We start from the raw sequence: 20368 nt of genomic DNA on the forward strand, positions 1-20368 counted from the left end.
TCCATGAAGACAAACGCTTATCCCCATATCTTCGCCAACCACACGCGATCCGCCCCCGGCGGAACCGTCAGGCGCATAACGCACAAGCCCGCCGGCAGCATCGAAACCGCCAATGACCGTGGCGATGGTCAGCCGGTTGACGAACCAGTCGAGCGGCTGCTTCGCCTCATCTTCAAAGGCGGCGCCGAACGCCTCTGGATGGCGCGAATGACCATCGAGGCATAGCGCCCGATGGAGGTCGACGTCTGGGGCAATCAAGCCGGCGGGGTTGAAAGGAAGACAGCACGGTTCCAAAATTGGCTGCTGGGCGAAAGATCCTCTCCGCATAGACCCGCCGCGTCACGGCAATCCGTGACGCCGGCAACCGGATTCCGAATTTTAAATCTTCGCCCTAAACACCTGAATCAACAATCAAACACTCTACTCATCGCGCAACCCGCGAGGCCATCTGCGCGATCTGTTCCAACGCGGCGCTCAGCCCCGCAGACGGGCTCGTCAAGGGGCGCGTTCCTCGACGCACAAGCTCGGCCGCCCCGGCCATGGAGGCTTGAGCGAGAGCGACAATCGCCGCGCCATCGTTATAGGCGGCGTCGGCTGCATCGGCGATTGCGGCGAGATAGCCATCGCGGTCACCGGCCTTGAACAGACCCCATGCGCCTGCGACGAGACGCACCTCGAGCGCCACACCCTTTCGCTTCGTGGCCTCGGCAAAAAGCGCAGTGGTCGGCGCCACGGTCGTTTCGACGGCGCAGAGCGCCACCACCTTTTCTCCGATCGACGCTGCCTTTTCGGCAAGCGCGGCATCAGTCCGCAACACCGGCACCGGCGCTTCACGCACGATCGCGGTACTCGGCCCGAGCGTCGAACAGGTGAGGAGCACGGCGTCGGCGCCGCCTGCAAGCGCCGTCAGCGCTGCAGCCGTCTCCTCGGCTATATCGTCGGTGAGCCCGCCTGCCCGTTCCGCAGCCTCGAGCAGGTCCGGCCGCACCGCATGGCGAAGCACGCCCGCGGCAAGGCCGAGTTCGCGCGCGGCGGCTTCGAAGACGGCGACGTTGCTGTCGGCGGTATGCAGGCACGCGATGATCAAGATGCTTTCCCTCACGCTGGATTCGCGCTTTGCGGTCGCCGTCGGCCACTCGCTGCCGGTAAACTTCGCACGTTACGTCGCCGGCTGGAAATAGGGATTGAGGCCCCCAACACAACGCAGGTCCTTCCATCGCTTCAAACGTGCAATCCACGGGCGAAAGCGCCTTCGGCCCGCAAATGGCCCCAAAATCGGCGCAGCAATCGATGCCGACACACGATCGCCGCGCTTTTCGCGCTTCTAGATATTGCTAAATTACGTTACCCTTAATTTCCTCTAGCTGTACGCCGCGGGAGGGGCTTGCCCCTTTGGAACGGAAGCTCGCAGTCATCCTCGCTGCCGATGTCGCTGGCTATAGTCGCCTCGTCGCGACCGACGAGGAAGGTACGCTTGCGACGCTGGGCACCTATTGCGCCACGATCGGCGACCTCGTCGCCGAGCATGGCGGTCGCATTTTCAGCACTGCCGGTGACAGCGTCGTCGCCGAGTTCCACAGCGCCGTCCAGGGGGTCCGCGCCGCCGTTGCTATCCAGCGCGCCCTGCAACGCCGCAATGCCGATCTGGCGCCGGAGAAACGCATGGAGTTCCGCATCGGCATCAATCTCGGCGACGTCGTGGTCGAAGGCACAAACCTGTTGGGCGACGGCGTCAACGTCGCAGCGCGGCTGCAGCAGGTGGCGCGACCGGCCGGCGTCTGCATCTCGGGAACGCTGCACGACCAGATCGAGGGCAAGCTCGACTTCCCCATGGTCAAGCTCGGCGAGCAGACGCTCAAGAACATGCCGCGGCCGGTGCTGGTGCACAGCGTCGACTGGCGCGAAGACCCGACGGTGCCCGACCTGCCCGGCATGCCGCTCCGCCTGCCGAACAAGCCGTCGATCGCCGTGCTCCCCTTCCTCAACATGTCGGACGATCCCGGCCAGGACTACTTCGCCGACGGGTTGACCGAGGACATCATCACCGGGCTCTCGCTCTGTCGCTGGTTCTTCGTCATCGCGCGGAACTCCTCCTTCGCCTACAAGGGGCACGCAGCGGACGCGAAGCAGATCGGCCGCGATCTCGGCGTGCGCTACATCGTCGAGGGCAGCGTGCGCCGATCAGGAAGCCGCGTGCGTGTCACCGGGCAATTGATCGAGGCCGAGACCGGCGTGCATCTCTGGGCGCAGCGCTTCGATCGCGAAGTGGCGGACATCTTCGCCATCCAGGACGAACTCACCCAGCACGTCGTCGCCGCCATCGAGCCGGAAATTCTGATCGGCGAAAATCGGCGAGCGCTGTTGCGCGGCACCGAGAACCTCGACGCCTACGAATGCCATATGCGCGGCACGCTGCTGCACAACGCCCAGGACACGGCCGCGCATTTCTCCGAGGCGATCGACTGGCATCGTCGTGCCATCGCGCTCGATCCGGATTTCGGCCGCGCCCATATGATGCTGGCGCGTTCGCTCTACGCCAGATGTTTCTTCGGCTTCAGCGACGATATCGACCGCGACAGGACTGAACTGCTCGCCGCAGCCGAGCGCGCCATCGCGCTCGAAGATCGGGATCCCTATTCGCACTACGTCATGTGCCTTGCCAATTTCGCAGCCCATCGTCCGCATGCGGCCGTTGCCGAAGCGCAGCAGGCGATCGATCTCAACCCCAATCTCGCATTGGCCTATATGGCACTCGGCTGGGCCCGCATTTTCATCGGCCGCTTCGCCGAAGCGCTCGATCCACTGCACAAGGCCTTGCGTCTGAGCCCGCACGATCCGCTGACCTATCTCTTCCTTAACCGGCTCGCGCTTGCCCACTATCATCTCGGCAATTACGAGGAGGCGCAGCACCATGCCGAGCGCGGACTGCTGTTGCGGCGCACCTATTTCAATCTGGTCGTTGTGCTCGCCTGCCTCGGCCAGCTCGGGCGCACGGAGGATACCTGCAAGCTTATCGACGAGGCGATCGCCAACGCCCCCTCTGATCTCAAGCGCTACTGGCAGATCCTCACCGCCTATGTCGATCCCGCCGACTACGCGCATTTCACCGACGGGCTGCGCAAGGCGGGCCTGCCCGCTATACCGTGAGGCGCCATGACACGTGCGCAACAGCTCGGCGTCGTGATCGGTCTGGCCGTCGTGGTAGTCCTGACATTGCTGCGCGCCAGCGATCCGCAGCTTCTGAAACAGGCGCGCGACGTCACCTTCGACGAATATCAGCGGCTGTCCCCGCGCGCCTACGAGCCGATGCCGGTCAAGGTCGTCGATATCGACGAAGCCTCGCTGCGCGCCTTCGGGCAATGGCCCTGGCCGCGAGACCGGCTGGCGAAGCTGACGGACAGGCTGGCGGAGATGGGGGCGTCGGCGATCGCCTTCGACATCCTGTTTGCCGAGCCGGATCGGCTGTCGCCACGCAACGTATTGCGCGACGTGCCGGAGATCGATCCCACGCTGCTTGAGCGCCTGCCCGACAATGACGAGGTCTTTGCACAGTCGATCGCGGAAAAGCCCGTCGTCCTCGGCTTCGGGTTGACCAACGAAGGAAGCTACCTGCCGCCGGTCAAGGCGGGCTTCGCCTTCACCGGCGAAAGTCCGATCGGCGCACCGCCGCGCATTCTGTCGGCCACGCCGCTGCGACCGCAACTGGAGAGCAATGCCGCCGGTCTTGGCCATATCAGCCTCAACCCCAGCGACTCCTCGGCCGTCGTGCGAGCGGTGCCCCTGTTCCTGAGCGACGGCCAGCAACTCTACCCTAGTCTCGCAATGGAGGCGCTGCGTGTGGCGCAAGGCGCATCGACCTATGTCATCGCCGGCGCGCCCGACCTGCCCGATACGATGACGGCTGCCAAGATCGGCGATTTCGTCGTGCCCTTGACCGCCGCCGGCGAACTCTGGCTCTACGTCAGTCCCGATACAACCGAGCGCTATGTCTCCGCACGGCGCATTCTCGAGGATGGAGACATGTCTCCCGACGTCAGCGCGGCAATCGAAGGCAGCATCGTGTTCATCGGCACCTCCGCCGCCGGCCTGCAGGACGTTCGCACGACGGCGCTCGGCCAGAACGTTCCCGGCGTCTCGCTGCATGCCCAGATCGTCGAGCAGATCCTCTCCGGCCACTATCTCTCTCGCCCGGACTGGGCCAATGGCCTGGAAATCCTGGCGATTGCGATTGCCGGCTGCCTGCTCGTGCTGTTGACGACTTTCGTCAGTCCCGTCATGGCGCTTGCCTGCGGCATGGCGATCACGGCGCTGGCGCTCGTCGCCTCATGGGTCGCGTTCGCCTATGCCGGCCTGCTCTTCGATCCGCTGGCGCCGATCCTTGCGGCGTCCATCACCCATTTTTCGGCCACGGCGTTCCGCTTCCTCGTCACCGACCGCGAGCGCCGCGAGGTTCGCCAGGCCTTCGGCCGCTATCTCTCACCGTCGTTGCTCTATCGGATCGAACACAATCGCAACGCCCTTCGGCTCGGCGGCGACGATCGAGAACTGACGGTCATGTTCGTCGACGTGCGCAGCTTCACCGAGATCAGCGAGCGCATGGCGCCGACCGATGTCGTTACCTTTCTCAACACCCTGCTCGATGCGCTGAGCCGGCACGTCATTGCCAATGAGGGCACGCTCGACAAGTTCATCGGCGATTCGATCATGGCCTTCTGGAACGCACCGGTCGATGTCGCCAACCATCCGCGAAAGGCGCTGCGGGCAGCGCTCGGCATGCGTGAGACCTTGGCGCGGCTCAATGCCGACGACGCCTTCGGTTTCGGCGCGACGCAGGCGGTCGGTATCGGCATCGGTATCCATACGGGGATCGCCTGTGTCGGCAACATGGGCGCCGAGACGCGCTTCAACTATTCGGCTGTTGGCGACACGGTCAACATCGCCGCCCGCATCGAGGCGGCGTGCAAGGAGGTGAGCTTCGACATTCTCGTATCGGAAGCGACGGCGCAGGCGCTGCCCGGTTGCGCGCTGCTGGAAGCAGGCGCCCTGGGGCTGAAGGGAAAGACGACGCGAACCCGGCTCTTTGCCGTCGCCGGCGACGAAGGCGTCGCCTCTTCGCTCGACTTCGGTGAGTTGCACAGACTACATTCGAGGCTGATCGAAAACCTGCGTGCACGCGCCTCGACCAGCCGCAGCCTGGCCAATGCCGCCAAGCTCAAGGCGGCGGCGATCACGCCGGGTCTGGTGACCTTCTACGGCAGGATCACTCGCCGGGCGGAGCATTTCATCGATGTTCCCGCCGAGCAGGAAAGCCGAATCGCCGAGTAGCGATCAATCGTCATTGTCACCATCAAGGACGCGTTTGGCAGCCCGGTGGGGCACCTATTGCGCGGTCTCCTGCTACTCACCGGTGTTGCGACCACGGTCGCCACCGCCGCGTTTGCCGCCATCCTGGCTGTTGCCGCCACTCTGGGCGCCGACGTTCTGGCCGGCGCTGCTCTGAGTGCCGTTGGTCTGATTGCCGCTGCTCTGTTCCGTGCTGCCAGGTCCGGTGTCGTTGTTGTCGCCGCCCTGATCCTGATTGTCGCCGCCTTGATCCTGCTTGTCGCGGCCCTGGTCGTGCTTCTCGCCACCGCGATCATGCTTCTCACCTCGATCGTGCTTCACACCTCGATCATGCTTGTCATGGCCCTGTTCGCGAAGCTGCTTTTGTGGTCGCGGCGTTTCCGGCTTAGGCTCTTCGCGGACGACCGGATCCGGTTGCTGCGCCGGAGAACTCTCGCGCTGGATTGCAGCCCGTAGCCCGCAGCCGCCTCCGGCCCAACCCATGGCGCCGGAAAGCCGCTGGCCGCCAGACAAGAACGGCAAGGCCTGGGCGTTGCCGAGTGCTTGCAGCGTACGGCGGTTGACACGGCTGGCCTGGCTGACGGCGCCGCCGGGCTTTGCCACCACACAGTCGCAGCGCTGCGTCAGCTGGCGACATCCGCCGGCGCCGCAGAAGCTCGCCGCGCCGCTGAGCAGCACCATCGCGGTCGTTCCATCGCTGCCGACATAAAAATCGAACGCCGTGCCGCGCACGCCGATGGTGCCGGCCGGCGTGACGATTTCGTAAGCCGAATGTTTGGATTTGCCGCTGACCCAGCGAAAGGTTCCCTTGGCGGCCATGATCGTCAGTTTCTTCACCGACTTGCTGCCGTCATAGACGAACTGATCGATGACCACGGATGATCCCCAGCCGACAGCCAGCTTGGTCCCGTCCTGAAAGACGAATTGTCCAAGGCCGGACTTTGACGTCCGGATCCGTTCATCCCGGTAGACCGGGTCCCTGACCGCCAACGGACCACTCTTGCCGGAGACTTCCGTCCTGATCGAGACTGCCTGGCCAATGGGCTCGGCAGTAAAGCTCGGCACTGGACAAAAAAGCGTGGCACTAACAGCGATGAGTGCGGCACTGCGCAAACGCGACATGAGCCCCTCCAAACCACTCTTTTTACCACGCGGCATGGCCGGATGTCTGCTCGCCCATTCGAGGTAACCGGCGGCAACCAGAACTAGCAAAAGCTAACCCCTCCCCGTTGCCGGCGCGAAAACAATACGTCCAAAACGCCAGATGCGCCGGGCATGTTGCCTCACGAACGGCAGGCGCAAATACAACGCCAGATAGACAACTCAATGCACCGACACACCGGAAGTCACCCGTCGAAAGCTGCCGTGAGCCGACAGGAAGACGAGGAAACGGTGGGCATTGCCTGGCCAAGGCGAACGGGCTGGTAGTCTGCTTCCGCCGGGCCATAGGGAAGCCAAGATGCACACGATGCAAGCGTCGCGCTTTCAGCTGCGACTGGCGTCATTGCCGGCTGTTTTCTTGAGCCGGAACCGATGACGGCAAGATGCAGCAGTTGGAACGACTGCAAGCTCCAGTTGATCTTGCTAGATCGGGGGTCGCACATGCGCCCGCAGACTACCTCTCCCCGTTGGCGGGCAAGCTCGGCCACCGACATGGGCAAACCGTCGCCCCAGGACCGGTAAACACCCGGAAGAATCCATGCATTTCGTTTCCCTTTTGTACTCATTCCCCCTTTATTTTCGTTATGACTCTGTCCATATTCCCGCCATGGCCCAGGATCCGAAGACGTCTGCAAAAAATCCCCCCAGGAAAACCACAGTGCCCGGCGGCTTCGAGGAAGCCCCGCAGGCGCCGCTGTCGGGAACGCCGCTATCCGGCAACGTCTCCGATTGGGTGAAACAGCTCGAGGCCGATGCCGAGGCTTCCGCCTTCGAGAGCCAGCGCGAGGTCGCCTCCAAGGCCGGCAAGCACCGCAAGAAGGTGGAGATCGCCGCGAAATCGGCCGCAGGCCGCAAGCCCGAAGGGGCGTCCGAGCCAATGCGAGGCCCACGCGGAGCGAAGGCGCAAGGCGCCGACAGCGTGAGCGGAAGGACGTCCCGCGGGACGTCCATGGGCGGCACGACCGACCCGAAGACGCGCGCCGCGGCGGGCCTCAATCCGGTCGCCGGCCTCGACGTGTCGCTTGAGGATGCCGACAAGCTGTCCACTTCCGGCGTCACCGCCACCGTGGAGGCGCTGTCGGCGCTGATCGAGAGCGGCAATCCGCTGTTCAAGGACGGCAAGCTCTGGACGCCGCACCGCCCTGCCCGGCCGCCGAAATCCGAAGGCGGCATCGAGATCCGCATGGTCTCCGACTACGAGCCCGCCGGCGATCAGCCGACGGCGATCGCCGATCTCGTCGAGGGCCTTGCCTCCGGCGAGCGCAGCCAGGTGCTGCTCGGCGTCACCGGCTCGGGCAAGACCTTCACCATGGCCAAGGTGATCGAGGCGACCCAGCGCCCCGCCGTCATCCTCGCGCCCAACAAGACCTTGGCCGCCCAGCTCTATTCCGAGTTCAAGAACTTCTTCCCCGACAACGCGGTCGAGTACTTCGTCTCCTATTACGACTACTACCAGCCGGAAGCCTACGTGCCGCGCTCGGACACCTTCATCGAGAAGGAATCCTCGATCAACGAGCAGATCGACCGCATGCGCCACTCGGCCACCCGCTCGCTGCTGGAGCGCGACGACTGCATCATCGTCGCCTCGGTCTCGTGCATCTACGGTATCGGCTCGGTCGAGACCTATACCGCCATGACCTTCCAGATGAGCGTCGGTGACACGCTCGACCAGCGGCAGCTGCTGGCCGACCTGGTGGCGCAGCAATACAAGCGCCGCGACATGGATTTCCAGCGCGGCTCGTTTCGCGTGCGCGGTGATACCATCGAAATCTTTCCGGCCCACTTGGAAGATGCCGCCTGGCGCATCTCCATGTTCGGCGACGAGATCGACGCCATCACCGAGTTCGATCCGCTGACCGGCCAGAAGACCGGCGACCTGAAATCGGTAAAAATCTACGCCAACTCGCACTACGTCACCCCGCGCCCGACGCTGAACGGCGCCATCAAGGCGATCAAGGAAGAGCTGAAGCACCGGCTGGCCGAGTTGGAAAAGGGCGGCCGCCTCCTCGAAGCCCAGCGGCTGGAGCAGCGCACCCGCTACGACATCGAAATGCTGGAGGCCACCGGCTCCTGCGCCGGCATCGAGAACTATTCGCGATACCTCACCGGCCGCAATCCCGGCGAGCCGCCGCCGACGCTGTTCGAATACATCCCCGACAACGCGCTGCTGTTCATCGACGAGAGCCACGTCTCCGTCAGCCAGATCGGTGGCATGTATCGCGGCGACTTCCGCCGAAAGGCGACGCTGGCCGAATACGGCTTCCGCCTGCCCTCGTGCATGGACAACCGTCCGCTGCGCTTCGAGGAATGGGACGCCATGCGCCCCGACACCGTCGCGGTTTCGGCCACGCCCGGCAGCTGGGAAATGGAGCAGTCCGGCGGTGTCTTTGCCGAACAGGTCATCCGCCCGACCGGCCTGATCGATCCGCCGGTGGAAGTGCGCTCGGCGAAAACCCAGGTCGACGACGTGCTGGGCGAAATCCGCGAGACGGCCGCTGCCGGCTACCGCACGCTGGTGACGGTGCTGACCAAGCGCATGGCCGAGGACCTGACCGAATACCTGCACGAACAGGGCATTCGCGTCCGCTACATGCACTCCGACATCGACACGCTGGAGCGCATCGAGATCATCCGCGATCTTCGTTTGGGTGCTTTCGACGTGCTCGTCGGCATCAACCTCCTGCGCGAAGGCCTCGACATTCCCGAATGCGGCTTCGTCGCCATCCTCGACGCCGACAAGGAAGGCTTTTTGCGCTCGGAGACGTCGCTGGTGCAGACCATCGGCCGTGCCGCGCGTAACGTCGACGGCAAGGTCATCCTCTATGCCGACCAGATCACCGGGTCGATGCAGCGCGCCATGGACGAAACCAGCCGCCGCCGCGAAAAGCAGATGGCCTTTAACGAGGCCAACGGCATCACGCCGGAATCAGTAAAGGCAAAGATCTCCGACATCCTCGACTCGGTCTACGAGAAGGACCACGTGCGCGCCGACATCTCCGGCGTCGCCGGCAAGGGCTTTGCCGATGGCGGCCACCTCGTCGGCAACAACCTCCAGGCGCACCTCAACGCGCTGGAAAAGCAGATGCGCGACGCCGCCGCCGACCTCGACTTCGAAAAGGCCGCCCGCCTGCGCGACGAGATCAAGCGCCTCAAAGCCGCCGAACTCGCCGCCATGGACGACCCGATGGCACGGGAAGAAGCCAAGGCGATCGAAGGTGGAACGGGGCGGAAAAAGGCAACGGCACCAAATAGCGGTAAGGCCTCCCCCTCGCCGTCATCCTCAGCCTTGAGCCGAGGACCCACCACCATCGCGGACGACAATTCCCTGTTCCAGAAACCGTCGCTCGACGACATGGGTCCGGGCACCGACACCGAACGCCCGCTGTTTCGCAAGCCCGAACTCGACGAAATGGGCCGCGACGTGGCAACGCCGGCCGGCCGCAAGGATGCCGAGAGCCAATCGCTCTTCCGCAAGAACAGCCTCGACGAAATGACTGTCGGCCGCACCGAAAAACCCGTCATCGGCAAGGTGCCGGACAAGCCGCTCATCCGCGCCAAACCGGGCGTCGGTTCCTATGAAGACCCCGTCGACGAAAAGCGTCAGAAGGGGCGGACGAAGGGCAAGACGGGGCGGCCGGGGAAGTAGCGTCGGCAACGGCGAACAAGTTTGCGTTATCCCGGCGCAGCTCTCATCACACCACGCCCAGTATGCGCGAACCAGACGCGCCAAGGATAGGACCTTTCTCAAGGCGCAGCGCCATTCAATGTGAGGGCGGCGCGGGTTGCAAAGCCTATCGCTGGCGTCAAGCTTGGGATCCACTTCTATGAGTATCTTGTCGACGTAACCTGACCAGACGAGATGACCGCGCGGCGAGGATGATATGCAGAAAGTTAAATTGGCACTCCAGAAACTGAGAGGTTCCGGTCGAATCAAACCCGTAAATGAGAACGCATCTGCGTTTAACTTCCGCTACATCAAAGCATAGTTCTTTTTGGGAGAGCAGCCGCAGAGTCGTCAATCATTCGGCAGAACTGAACTCATCCAGTTCCGTCGCCTCAGGCGGCCTGGCCAAACAGGACTGCCTTATGCGGCCACGTGGGCTTCCTCTGCTTTAGCTTTCCATAAGACCGCGCTCCGGCCCGATGGCTTGAGTACCCCCGCACGTCTTAATCGAATGATGGGCTGGCTAATTCAACTCCACCCCCCCTGTGCCTATCAAGCTCCTGCATCATCAGGCCCTTGAGGTCGCGCGGCTCGGCGAGTTGCGGATCGTAGCCGGTGTCGGCATGGATCTTCCGGCGCACCAGATCCTTCAGGAGAACGCAGGCCGCCTGCAGCCGGGCAAATTGCCCGGAATCGCGCAAAGCTTTGCGGACGGCAGCGGCTAGCCCAGCATGCATCACCGCTCCGCGCTACAGCTTCATCTCCGCCAGCGCCCTATGCAGGGGCGCATCTGAAATCAGGATCGCGCCGGTGAACGGAATGTCCATGTCGAGCACGACATAGACAGAGGCGGCGATGAACATCGCCGAAACCACGAACATGGCGACGACCACGACGTTTTGCGGCGCGCGATAGCCGAAGCTGGCGAAGATCAGCGTCATCCACGCCATCAGCATGCCGATGACGGGCATCGGTATTGCGCCTTCCGATTGCTCGACGATCGTCCAGCGCTGTTCGACGATGCGGTTATATTGCTGGCGGGCACTCACCAGCATGGATTCATGCAGGCTGTCGGCGGGCTGAATGGCCGCGAGGCTGTTACCGACCGTATCCAGCCGCTGTTGCGTGGAATTGGGTCCCTGGTGCTGCACATTGTCGACCCTTTCGGGATCGGCAATCACCCCCTCTACATAGGCGATCAGATATTGCCGCGCATCGTTGCCGGCGAGGCCATAGGTCCTGAGCGTCCGGTCGAGAAGGATCAGATTGATGGCGAAGGAATGCACATTGTCGTCGATCCCCTCGAACGTATTCTTGGCCGAATTGATCATCAGGCCGAAGACCAACGACGCCATGACCACGAAGATATTGGCAACGAGCCGCACGACGGTATTGGTGTCATCATCGCGATGACGCGCCGGCAGCTTCGGATAGAGGTGCATCATGCCAAGCGCCGCCACACTCAGGCAAAGGAACGCGGCAACGGCAATCAAGATCGCACTCATTCCGGCCCCGTTCCCGTTATTCCACTGCCCTCTGTCCGTCTGGCGCGTCCCATGGGCGGCTACTGCATGTTTCCTTAAATCCTATTCGCTTTAAAGAAACATGCAGCAGTTCAAAGTGCTACAGCGACCTTTGCCCATCTAGTCAGATGCGCGGCGCTGTAGGATAGGAACTTTATCAAAGTCCGCAACGGCTGAGGTGTTGGCCGACGGTCTCGAATCCGCGGCAGCCCGGTCGTCAGTTCACGACATCGCCGAGCTTGAGCCATCGTCTTGCGGGCCACGCTTTAGCCGCCAGTGCCAGCCGTCACCTGCCCCAGCACTCCAACCAGCGCCTTGCCATCGGTAAAATAGGGATCGCCACCGCCGTTGCGGCCGGTCGTGGTGGCGCCTATGCCGGGGATGTCGTAGGTCGAGGAAACCTGTCCGGCCTTTTGCAAATCGCCGATGACCAAGTCTCGCTCTGCGTCCAGGTTCGGGCCGATATGGTGGGTGATCTGGCCGGTGTCGTGGCTGAAGCCGACACCGCGGTCGAAGCTGGCCGAGCCGAGCCAAAGCGGCTTGCCATCCGAGCCGGTATGTTTGGTCTGCCAGAAGCGCACGTGGTTTCGCTCGTCGGCGCTGTTACCGACGGGCTTTTCAAACGCCAGATCCTGTTTCCGGCCCTCGAAGAACAAAGGGCTGACCGGTGCATCGAGGTCCGGCCGATCGAGCACCACGCTCAATCCGATGTCGACGGAGGATCGCAGGGTTATCTTGTCGGCCGGATCCCAGCCGGCCGCGGCGAAGGCGCGGATCACCTGTTCCTTGGAGCCAACGAGGCCGACGTTGATAGGGTCGCCGGGAATATCCTGCTCGGTGGTGGTGACCATGGCGCTAAAATCGTCAACCCGGCTCCTGTCGTGAAAGATCCAGAGCTCCGGCAGCAGGAAATAGCTGACCAGCAGATAGGCGACCAGCACAACCGCCAGGACGCTCAGAGATGCATGAAGTTTCCTGCGACGGGTCATCTGCGTTCACCCTAGTCCCGGTGCGGTGATATCAGCTAAAGGCGATATCAGCTAAACCTGAAACAGCCAGGAAAGCAACGTGTGGTTATGGTCATGCCGATCCTGCACCAGCCCGTCTCCGTTCCGCCACCACCGCCGCAAACTCATTCCCTGCGCTCTGAACCGACGCGACCGCCTTGCGTGTCCCAAAAACGACCGTCGAGTATGGTGCAGACGGCTGCAGCTGCACGCCGTTGACGAGTATTCCTGCATCTCGCAAAGCCCATAGCAAAACAGGCGGCCATTCAAAGTGCTGCAGCGACTTTGCGCGTCTGATTAAGACGCGCGGCGCTGTACGCGAACCGGATCGCCGCGTTTTCAAGCGCAGTGACGGCCAGTTGGAGGCAGAACGTCCGCAGGCTGCCGGCGTCGGGCCGCGAGTGGCGAGCGGCACGGCTCCCTTGCCTTCTGCGGCAAGATGCGAGCAGCGCTACTCCGCGGCGTGCGCCTTTACCTCCAGCGCCTCCAGCTCGTAGGAATAGCCTTCCAACATTTCATAGGCCTGCTCGATCGTCTTGATCTGCTCTTCGGTGGTCTTGATCGCCTCGGCGATCGAGCGTGAGCGGGCGCGCAGCATCGAGCCGAGGACGTCGGTTTCCGGCCGGCGGCCGAGGCGGTCGAGGTGTTTTCGCACGCGGGCGCGGTGGCGCTCCAGCTCGAGGATGTGGAAGCGGCTCTTGACGATATCGTCGGAAAGCTTGCGGCGCATGGCGGCGACGGGGTCGAAGCTGCCGGGCTCGCGCTCGTCGAGAATGAAGTCGTTGACCAGGGTCTCCAGCATCATCAGGCCCTTGAGGTCGCGCGGCTCGGCGAGCTGCGGGTCGTAGCCGGTGTCGTCAAAGACCTTGCGGCGCACCGGATCCTTCAGGAGATCATAGACCGCCTGCAGCCGGGCGAATTGCTCGGCATCGCCGCCCGAGTCGGGATGGGCCGCCTTGGCCGCCTTGCGATAGGCCGTGCGGATGGCCTGGTCGTTCGCGTCGCGGTCCACGCCAAGCATCTCGTAGGGATCGATCACGCTGCCCCCTGTTCGTCTCGCATTCCGATTTCTCCGCCTGACCTAACGCACGCAACCGAAGACCGGAACCAATCACCGGTAAAGCCTGCGCGTTATCCCAAACTTGTTCAAGTGCTGATGCGGCGTGATGGGATCATCACCGCATCCGGGCGCCGCGTTCATCAAGTCGAGGCGCGCCGAAGCACTCGCCCTTCCGACGCGGCGGCGCGCACGTTCGTCCGTGGTCGGGACGAAATTGTGGTCGGAAACGGGCCGTCCCCGATTTTTCCATGCAGGACCAATGGTTACGGCGCAAACCGACCACGTGACCTGCGTCGCCCGCAACAGGAGCGATGGCCGGAAGGCGGTCCATCGAAGGGCGACGCACCTTGGCGCACGCGGAAACCGATGCGCGTTCGGCCCGCTTGTTCGGCTGCTTATCGGCCCGCGCGTGGCCGCGACAATCAACGGACGTCGCCATCAACGGCCCTCACACGCACTCCGCCCGCCGCGGGTGACCTTCGCTCTTTTCTGCGGCACGCGCCTGCCCCAAAACCTTGGTCGCCTCTTCCACTTTTGCCGATAGCGGCGATGGTTGCCCGCTGAGGAATGACACCAAGATCGCGATCATCCAGCGGCCGGAACGCGGCAGTCTGCAACATGCTCGCCGATAGCCCGCCCGGCTCTGCGTCCCCTCGCCGTTCGTCTGCACCAAGCGGCAGCCGCTACAGCGCCGCGCGTCTAATCAGACGCGCCAAGGTCGCTGTGGCGCTTTGAATTGCAGAAGCCCAAAACCCCTGAGAATGCTGTGGTTGGCGGCACATTTTCCCGAAATAAGCCGCGCGAATGGCTCTTGCGTTTTTTTGCAAATACTGTCACTGCTGCTACCGTTCGGGCGTTTTCAATCCCGGAGACTGGACTTTCTCTTTTGTGCCCGGCTTGCCGGGCCGGCCGGAAGCGGCAAATGGACGTTCTTTCCCCGTTATCGTGACTACTCGACGCCTATCCGCTTGTATGCGGAAGACGACACACCCACATCCTCACGGGGGCGCGGGTATAGCTTTAAGACTGAAGGAAAAGGACTTCTTCCATGGCCACTAAGGGCACCGTAAAATTCTTCAACCAGGACAAGGGTTTTGGTTTCATCACGCCGGACGGCGGCGCTAAGGACGTATTCGTCCACATCTCCGCTGTACAGGCCGCTGGCCTTGCTACGCTGAAGGACGGCCAGGTTGTCACGTTCGACACCGAAGCTGACCGCATGGGCAAGGGCCCGAAGGCCGTCAACATCCAGGCTTCGTAAGCCGGATCGTCCGACTGGACTTTTTGGAAGCGGCGCTCCCCAGGGGGCGCCGTTTTCGCTTGGGCTGTTGGTTTGTGTCGGGGCGGGTGCCGACGCATTGGCCGGAAGCCGCCTTCGCTTCGACCGAGGAGACCTCGGCATCCGCATCCGCAAGTATTCGCGGGGCGGCCAGGGGGATCATCGGCTCAAGGCCGAGGATGACAGCGGTTCAAGGCTGAGTATGGCGCCGGCTCAAATGAGAGACTCGCGTCGGTGTGAGGACGACGGCCGATGTTGGCGGGTCCGCCAGCTCTTTTCATTTGGCCTCAGGCGTTCTCGATCACCGTGAGGATCGACAACACACCATGTGGCCAGCAAGCGGGGCCACCGCTCTGCCTCGAACAAGTCGCCCCTCATTTCTGTGCTCGTCACAGAAATCCAGCAGCGCCGCGTCCGCGGCGCAAGGTTGCAGCTGTAGGCGCAGTCCCTAGTCGCCATGTGAGACATTCCGGCCGTGCCGACGCTGGCCCTCTGCGACATGCAGAGGATGACGTTCCGCGACGTCTCCGGACCTACTCGGCCGCCTGCTTTGCGGCTGCCGCCTCGAACACGGCATCGAAGGCGGCGTGGATGACCTCCGGCCCAGCCCCTTGGCGGGTGGCGTCAGACGACAGGATCTGGCGGTAGCGCCGTGCACCCGGCCAGCCCTGGAACAGCCCGACCATATGCCGCGTGACATGGGCGAGCCGGCCGCCATTGGCGATGTGGCCGGCCGCATAATCGGCCATCGCTTCGCGCAATTCCGCCCAGAAGGACAGGTCCAGCCGGTGGCCGCGCTCTGAGAAGTCGGCAGCGTCGTGAATGAGCGTCGGCGCGCCGGTCAGCGGATGCGGGAAAAAGCCATCGACCGACGAAAGCATGGCGCTGTCGTGATAGGCGGCCCGACCGAGCATCACGCCATCGAGATGCTTGAGCTCGTCAAGCGACTGATTCAAAGTCTGAAGTCCGCCGTTGAGGCCGATGAAAAGATTAGGGTTTTCAGCCTTCAGCCGGTGCACGAGAGCGTAGTCGAGCGGCGGGATGTCGCGGTTTTCCTTGGGCGAGAGCCCCTGCAGCCAGGCTTTGCGGGCATGGACCCAGACCGCGTCCGTACCGGCGTCGACGACGCGCGACACCAGATCGCGCAACGCCACTTCCGGATCCTGCTCGTCGACGCCGATGCGGCATTTCACCGTCACCGGGATCGTGACCGTGGCCTTCATCGCCGCCACGCATTCCGCCACCACGCCAGGCTCCTGCATCAGGCAGGCGCCAAAAGTGCCGGATTGCACCCGGTCGGACGGGCAGCCGACATTCATGTTGATTTCGTCATAGCCGAACGCTTCGGCAATGCGGGCCGCCTCCGCCATCTTGCGCGGATCGCTGCCGCCCAGCTGCAGCGCCACCGGATGCTCCGACGCATCAAAACCGAGCAGCTTCACCCGATCGCCCCTGAGGATCGCGTCGGCGACGATCATCTCGGTATAGAGCAGCGCATGCCGCGAAAGCCGGCGCGCAAAAAACCGGTAGTGCCGATCGGTCCAGTCGATCATCGGCGCCACGGCGAAGATCGGAGCCTTGAAATACGCTCTTCCGGCCGCAGATTTTGCTGCGTTCTCAGTCATTTCTTCTGTCTCTTGTTCGCTCGCGGCGGCAAAGGGCAGCGCGATGGCCACGCGCCCGCCGACGGCCAGCGTCTTGTACCGTTGCCGGCTTATATAATGGCGCAGGCAAGAAAGCGAGCCTTTGACGGGCAGCAAGGCTCCTGGCTGCGGATCGCCGTCATCGGGCGTGGCTGCTCACGCGAACGGCACGGCGGGACGCTTCGGATCAGAAATGCCGGCAACGCCACGGGCTGTTGCGACAGACGCTTCATTTCGCGCCAGAGTTTCTGGCAGACTTTGATGGCTTGCGCCCTGCCGCCTGCAAGACTTGCGTCGCGACATCCGAAGCCTTCGTCGGGCGGAGGCAGTTCGGCGGGGCCGGAAAGCCGGGCGCAAAAACGCACCAAAAATGGCTCACGCTCGAGCCGTCATCCTTGATAAAAAATCACAGGCGACTCGATCGGGGACCATTCATGCAAAATGTCATATTTGCTTTTGTGCTGGGGCTTGCGACGGCGGTTGCAACAGGCGCCTGGGCTCAGCCATTCAGGTCCCCGACCGCGCTCATCGAGGCGCTCTATGCGCCATATCTTGGCGACGGCGACACCTCGGAGCGCGACGCGTTTTTCTCCAACGATCTCACCAAGCTTTACGAGACCGACGCGGAGAAGAGCCAGGGTGAGGTCGGCGCCATCGGCTTCGACCCCGTCATCAACGGGCAGGATTGGGACATCGCCAACCTGCGCATCGGCAAGGCCGAAATCACCGGCCCATCCGCTGTCGTCACCGTGCGCTTCGAGAATTTTTCGGCGCCCGTCACCCTGCGCTACAGTCTGATGAACGAAGCCGGAAACTGGCAGGTCGACGACATCGAAAGCACCGAGGGCGATACCCGGTGGACGTTGAGCGAGATCTTCGCCAACGCGCAATATTGAAGCGGTAGATATGGCTCGAACCGCAGCACGGAAACGAATTCGCAGGTGGCCGGGCCGCGCAAACAACCAGACGCAAGCATCTTCGGCTTGACAGGCGGTATCACAGGCGATTAGGGCAGCGTCCCTGTATCGATACAGAAGGCAGGAACAAGGGAAGACGGCATGAAACGTGCGATCGTGGCACTCCTCACCCTCCAGCTCGCGGGTTGCCAGTCAGTGGCGCTCGAGGATCAGGAGATCGCGAAGCCGAAACCGCCTTCCGTGCCGACGCTCTCCGGCACCGATCTTCAGGCCCTTATCGTCGGCAAGTCGCTGCGCTACACCATTAACGGCGTCGTCTCCTCCTATTTTGCCGACGGCCGATATGGCTACCGCGATTACGAAGTGCGCGACGGCGGAACCTACACGATTGCGGGCGACGAAGTCTGCATCACCTTCGAGGATGGTGGCAGGCGCTGCGACCAATTCGCCCGGATCGGACCCGACTATGTCAGGATCGAGGAAGGCGGCCGCCAGACCAAGGTGGCAGGCGTCGGACCGGCCTGAACCGGCGACAGCGCTGCGGGCACCAGCGTCGCGGCAATGCTTCAGAAAGGCGGAGATGCCCGCGCTCGAAATTCGCCCTGCCCGTCCAGACGAGCGCCTGGCGCTGATCGAGCTTTCTCTCCAATCCGCTTCGCGAACCCCTTATTCCCAAGGGGTTCTATTATGGGGGGTTATGGCATAGTTCGCCGGGCACCGGGGCTTGGGTGCCGGGGGAGAAAGACGTGAACCCTTTGCGCTCGACACAATGTATCGCGCTGTCGCAGCCTGATATCGACACGCTGCAGCGCGTCTTCGACAACATCTGCGCCGAGCAACACTGGCCGCGCGACAGCGCCCGTGCCCGCCGCCATGCACGCATGCTGATCGACGAATATCTGGCCGGCACGACCAATGAGCAATTGCTGCTTGTCGTCGGCCGCTTGTTCGCCTCACGCTTGGCGGAGACATCGACCTCGGCCTAGGGGCGAAGTCCAGCGGTTGTGCTTCGGCAAGACGCACCCGGAAAAGCTGCTTACAAAAGCGTTATCCTGCGCTACATTAGCACAGTTGACCCTTGCCGCGTGGGAGGAGCCCTGTCGCAAGCAGTCGCGATGCCGACATTCATTGAGATGATCTCGAGGAGGAGACGCATGCATCAAATCATCTGGAACCAGCCGATCGAACTCGACTTCGTGACGGGCGATGTCCGCACCGTCAAGGGCCCGTCAGACGCGCTTGCCTGCCTTGCCGACCATTGGCCGCGGCGCGGACCGAGTTACGTCGCCGCCCGCAGCGCCTGCCGCGCCGCCATCGACGGCCGTCGCACGGTGGAAGAAGCGCGATCGCTGTTCATCTCGGCTGCAAATGAAGCCGAATTGAAAGCGCATTAAGAGGCATTTGCCACCCGCATTGAGTGCCCTGCACTCGCCCCTTGCCGTTGGCATGCGAAGAGCACGCCGGAGGGCCTGTTGATTGGCATCTGCGCCCTCTTGGAAGAAATGACTTGCGGCGGCGCGATCGCGCCCCAGACAGTGCCTGAGCATGGCATCCGGTGGTGGAGTTACCGTGCCGATTCGGCGCAGCATCTTCAAATAGCACGCAAATTTCCCGGAAATGGCCCGATTTCTGTCGTGAAGCCTTCATTTCTCTGCGCTATATCATGAGGTGCCTCACAAAAACCAATTTCGAAGCGTCTGAGTCCCATCAAGGGAAAAAGCATAATGTCCCAGAAAAAAGGGACAACGAAAACGGGAGAGATATCATGAGCGAGCAGAATCTCTATCGCATCGTTGAAGTCAGTGTGAAGCGCGACGGCGATCGTCGCGATGTCGGCATCATGACCGTGCGCCAAGCCCTGGAACTTCAAGTACCGAGCCTCGAATACAGCCATCCGGAACTGAACTCTCGGTCGGATGGACGGTTTCTCACGCGCGCCCAGTTGCAAGCCTACGCCTGCTGCGCCTGAGATAAACCCTTGCAGCACCCGAACAGGGTGTTAACGTCCGGCTGGGATTCGAAACAGCCGGACAATCATGCAAACAGTCATTCCACCTTCACCACCCGTCCTGTTGCCGATCGCCGGTAGCCTCGTGGGTTTTCCGGTGCGCCGGGTCTATTGCGTGGGCCGCAACTATGCGGCCCACGCCATCGAGATGGGTCACGACCCGGATCGCGAACCGCCGTTCTTCTTCCAGAAGAACCCGGACAACCTGCTGGTGGCCGATAAGACCTTCCCCTATCCGCCGCGCACGGCCGATGTGCACCATGAGGTCGAGCTGGTTGTCGCCTTGAAAAGCGGCGGCGCCGACATCCCTGTCGAACAGGCGCTCGACTGCGTCTACGGCTATGCTGTTGGCATCGACTTCACCCGCCGCGACCTGCAGGCCGAGGCCAAGAAGGCGGGCAAGCCCTGGGCAGCGGCCAAGGCCTTCGAACATTCGGCGCCTGTTTCCGAGATCGTGCCGGTCGAGGCGATCGGTCATCCCGTCAACGGCAATATCTGGCTGAAGGTCAATGGCGAGCTACGCCAGCAGGGCGATCTCGAGCAGATGATCTGGAAGATACCCGAAGTCATCTCGGAGCTTTCACGGCTGTTCACGCTCGCCCCCGGCGACATCATCATGACCGGGACCCCTTCGGGTGTCGGTCCGGTGGTGCGCGGCGACGCGGTGACCTGCGGCGTCGATGGCGTCGCGGCGCTTGCCGTTACCGTTCTCTAAGATCGGAGCGCTTCCGCTTTCGTTTCGGAACGCATCGCGGAAGCGCCC

At 62.9% G+C, this 20368-nt stretch carries 17 protein-coding genes and 1 pseudogene; 11 read left to right on the forward strand and 7 right to left on the reverse strand.

Features of this window, described 5'->3' with window-relative positions:
* The first annotated feature begins 3 nt into the window (after positions 1-3).
* Complete coding sequence (locus C6558_RS19215; protein ID WP_025427298.1) at positions 4-225, forward strand: hypothetical protein; 222 nt, start codon at positions 4-6, stop codon at positions 223-225.
* Between the two features lie 199 nt (positions 226-424).
* On the opposite strand, the gene C6558_RS19220 is transcribed toward C6558_RS19215, so the two are convergent.
* The gene (locus C6558_RS19220; protein ID WP_057208711.1) at positions 425-1087 is read right to left on the reverse strand and encodes an Asp/Glu racemase; all 663 of its coding nucleotides are present in this window, start codon (positions 1085-1087) and stop codon (positions 425-427) included.
* Positions 1088-1392: 305 nt separating this feature from the next.
* Here C6558_RS19220 and C6558_RS19225 point away from each other — a divergent pair, with 305 nt between their 5' ends.
* Complete coding sequence (locus C6558_RS19225; protein WP_025427301.1) at positions 1393-3147, forward strand: adenylate/guanylate cyclase domain-containing protein; 1755 nt, start codon at positions 1393-1395, stop codon at positions 3145-3147.
* Positions 3148-3153: 6 nt separating this feature from the next.
* Positions 3154-5325 (forward strand): CHASE2 domain-containing protein, encoded by a 2172-nt coding sequence (locus C6558_RS19230; protein ID WP_025427302.1) that lies wholly within the window; start codon positions 3154-3156, stop codon positions 5323-5325.
* A 72-nt stretch (positions 5326-5397) separates the two neighbouring features.
* On the opposite strand, the gene C6558_RS19235 is transcribed toward C6558_RS19230, so the two are convergent.
* Complete coding sequence (locus C6558_RS19235) at positions 5398-6465, reverse strand: FecR domain-containing protein (protein WP_025427303.1); 1068 nt, start codon at positions 6463-6465, stop codon at positions 5398-5400.
* A 646-nt stretch (positions 6466-7111) separates the two neighbouring features.
* Here C6558_RS19235 and uvrB point away from each other — a divergent pair.
* On the forward strand, positions 7112-10150 hold the full coding sequence (gene uvrB, locus C6558_RS19240; protein WP_084814294.1) for an excinuclease ABC subunit UvrB: 3039 nt from the start codon (positions 7112-7114) through the stop codon (positions 10148-10150).
* 575 nt (positions 10151-10725) lie between these two features.
* On the opposite strand, the pseudogene C6558_RS19245 reads toward uvrB, so the two are convergent.
* From C6558_RS19245 to C6558_RS19260, 4 genes and pseudogenes are all read right to left on the reverse strand, one after another.
* A pseudogene (locus tag C6558_RS19245) lies at positions 10726-10905 on the reverse strand (molecular chaperone DnaJ); the annotation flags it as partial.
* A 12-nt stretch (positions 10906-10917) separates the two neighbouring features.
* Complete coding sequence (locus tag C6558_RS19250) at positions 10918-11673, reverse strand: DUF4239 domain-containing protein (protein WP_057208713.1); 756 nt, start codon at positions 11671-11673, stop codon at positions 10918-10920.
* A 284-nt stretch (positions 11674-11957) separates the two neighbouring features.
* Positions 11958-12680 carry an LssY C-terminal domain-containing protein gene (locus C6558_RS19255; protein ID WP_025427307.1) on the reverse strand — a complete coding sequence of 241 codons (723 nt, stop codon included), beginning with the start codon at positions 12678-12680 and terminating at the stop codon, positions 11958-11960.
* A gap of 469 nt (positions 12681-13149) precedes the next feature.
* Positions 13150-13719, reverse strand: a complete 570-nt coding sequence (locus C6558_RS19260; protein WP_107027611.1) for a J domain-containing protein — start codon at positions 13717-13719, stop codon at positions 13150-13152.
* A gap of 1087 nt (positions 13720-14806) precedes the next feature.
* Between C6558_RS19260 and C6558_RS19265 the strand changes: the two genes are divergently transcribed.
* A complete protein-coding gene (locus C6558_RS19265) occupies positions 14807-15019 on the forward strand; it encodes a cold-shock protein (protein ID WP_025427309.1) in 213 nt (70 codons plus the stop codon).
* A 551-nt stretch (positions 15020-15570) separates the two neighbouring features.
* On the opposite strand, the gene dusA is transcribed toward C6558_RS19265, so the two are convergent.
* Positions 15571-16662, reverse strand: a complete 1092-nt coding sequence (gene dusA / locus C6558_RS19270; protein ID WP_025427310.1) for a tRNA dihydrouridine(20/20a) synthase DusA — start codon at positions 16660-16662, stop codon at positions 15571-15573.
* Positions 16663-17114: 452 nt separating this feature from the next.
* Between dusA and C6558_RS19275 the strand changes: the two genes are divergently transcribed.
* From C6558_RS19275 to C6558_RS19300, 6 genes are all read left to right on the forward strand, one after another.
* Complete coding sequence (locus tag C6558_RS19275) at positions 17115-17576, forward strand: DUF3828 domain-containing protein (protein WP_063963317.1); 462 nt, start codon at positions 17115-17117, stop codon at positions 17574-17576.
* 162 nt (positions 17577-17738) lie between these two features.
* Positions 17739-18122: a hypothetical protein gene (locus C6558_RS19280; protein ID WP_057208715.1), complete on the forward strand. Its 384-nt coding sequence runs from the start codon at positions 17739-17741 to the stop codon at positions 18120-18122.
* A 221-nt stretch (positions 18123-18343) separates the two neighbouring features.
* The gene (locus C6558_RS19285) at positions 18344-18583 is read left to right on the forward strand and encodes a hypothetical protein (RefSeq protein WP_171519872.1); all 240 of its coding nucleotides are present in this window, start codon (positions 18344-18346) and stop codon (positions 18581-18583) included.
* Between the two features lie 168 nt (positions 18584-18751).
* On the forward strand, positions 18752-18991 hold the full coding sequence (locus tag C6558_RS19290) for a DUF982 domain-containing protein (protein ID WP_025427314.1): 240 nt from the start codon (positions 18752-18754) through the stop codon (positions 18989-18991).
* A 371-nt stretch (positions 18992-19362) separates the two neighbouring features.
* Positions 19363-19566, forward strand: a complete 204-nt coding sequence (locus tag C6558_RS19295; protein WP_025427315.1) for a hypothetical protein — start codon at positions 19363-19365, stop codon at positions 19564-19566.
* 67 nt (positions 19567-19633) lie between these two features.
* Complete coding sequence (locus tag C6558_RS19300; RefSeq protein ID WP_025427316.1) at positions 19634-20320, forward strand: fumarylacetoacetate hydrolase family protein; 687 nt, start codon at positions 19634-19636, stop codon at positions 20318-20320.
* The last annotated feature ends 48 nt before the right edge of the window (positions 20321-20368 follow it).

It is taken from the genome of Ensifer sp. NM-2, from assembly GCF_003024455.1.
GTDB classification, from domain to species: Bacteria; Pseudomonadota; Alphaproteobacteria; order Rhizobiales; family Rhizobiaceae; genus Ensifer; species Ensifer canadensis.

Bases quoted from the DNA above. Each gene is read 5' to 3' on its own strand.
- C6558_RS19260 (WP_107027611.1), bottom strand. From the start codon at position 13,719: ATGCTTGGCGTGGACCGCGACGCGAACGACCAGGCCATCCGCACGGCC.
- C6558_RS19250 (WP_057208713.1), bottom strand. From the start codon at position 11,673: ATGAGTGCGATCTTGATTGCCGTTGCCGCGTTCCTTTGCCTGAGTGTG.
- C6558_RS19235 (WP_025427303.1), bottom strand. From the start codon at position 6,465: ATGTCGCGTTTGCGCAGTGCCGCACTCATCGCTGTTAGTGCCACGCTT.
- C6558_RS19265 (WP_025427309.1), top strand. From the start codon at position 14,807: ATGGCCACTAAGGGCACCGTAAAATTCTTCAACCAGGACAAGGGTTTT.
- C6558_RS19230 (WP_025427302.1), top strand. From the start codon at position 3,154: ATGACACGTGCGCAACAGCTCGGCGTCGTGATCGGTCTGGCCGTCGTG.
- C6558_RS19280 (WP_057208715.1), top strand. From the start codon at position 17,739: ATGAAACGTGCGATCGTGGCACTCCTCACCCTCCAGCTCGCGGGTTGC.
- uvrB (WP_084814294.1), top strand. From the start codon at position 7,112: ATGGCCCAGGATCCGAAGACGTCTGCAAAAAATCCCCCCAGGAAAACC.
- C6558_RS19215 (WP_025427298.1), top strand. From the start codon at position 4: ATGAAGACAAACGCTTATCCCCATATCTTCGCCAACCACACGCGATCC.
- C6558_RS19295 (WP_025427315.1), top strand. From the start codon at position 19,363: ATGAGCGAGCAGAATCTCTATCGCATCGTTGAAGTCAGTGTGAAGCGC.
- C6558_RS19275 (WP_063963317.1), top strand. From the start codon at position 17,115: ATGCAAAATGTCATATTTGCTTTTGTGCTGGGGCTTGCGACGGCGGTT.
- dusA (WP_025427310.1), bottom strand. From the start codon at position 16,662: ATGACTGAGAACGCAGCAAAATCTGCGGCCGGAAGAGCGTATTTCAAG.
- C6558_RS19300 (WP_025427316.1), top strand. From the start codon at position 19,634: ATGCAAACAGTCATTCCACCTTCACCACCCGTCCTGTTGCCGATCGCC.
- C6558_RS19255 (WP_025427307.1), bottom strand. From the start codon at position 12,680: ATGACCCGTCGCAGGAAACTTCATGCATCTCTGAGCGTCCTGGCGGTT.
- C6558_RS19290 (WP_025427314.1), top strand. From the start codon at position 18,752: ATGCATCAAATCATCTGGAACCAGCCGATCGAACTCGACTTCGTGACG.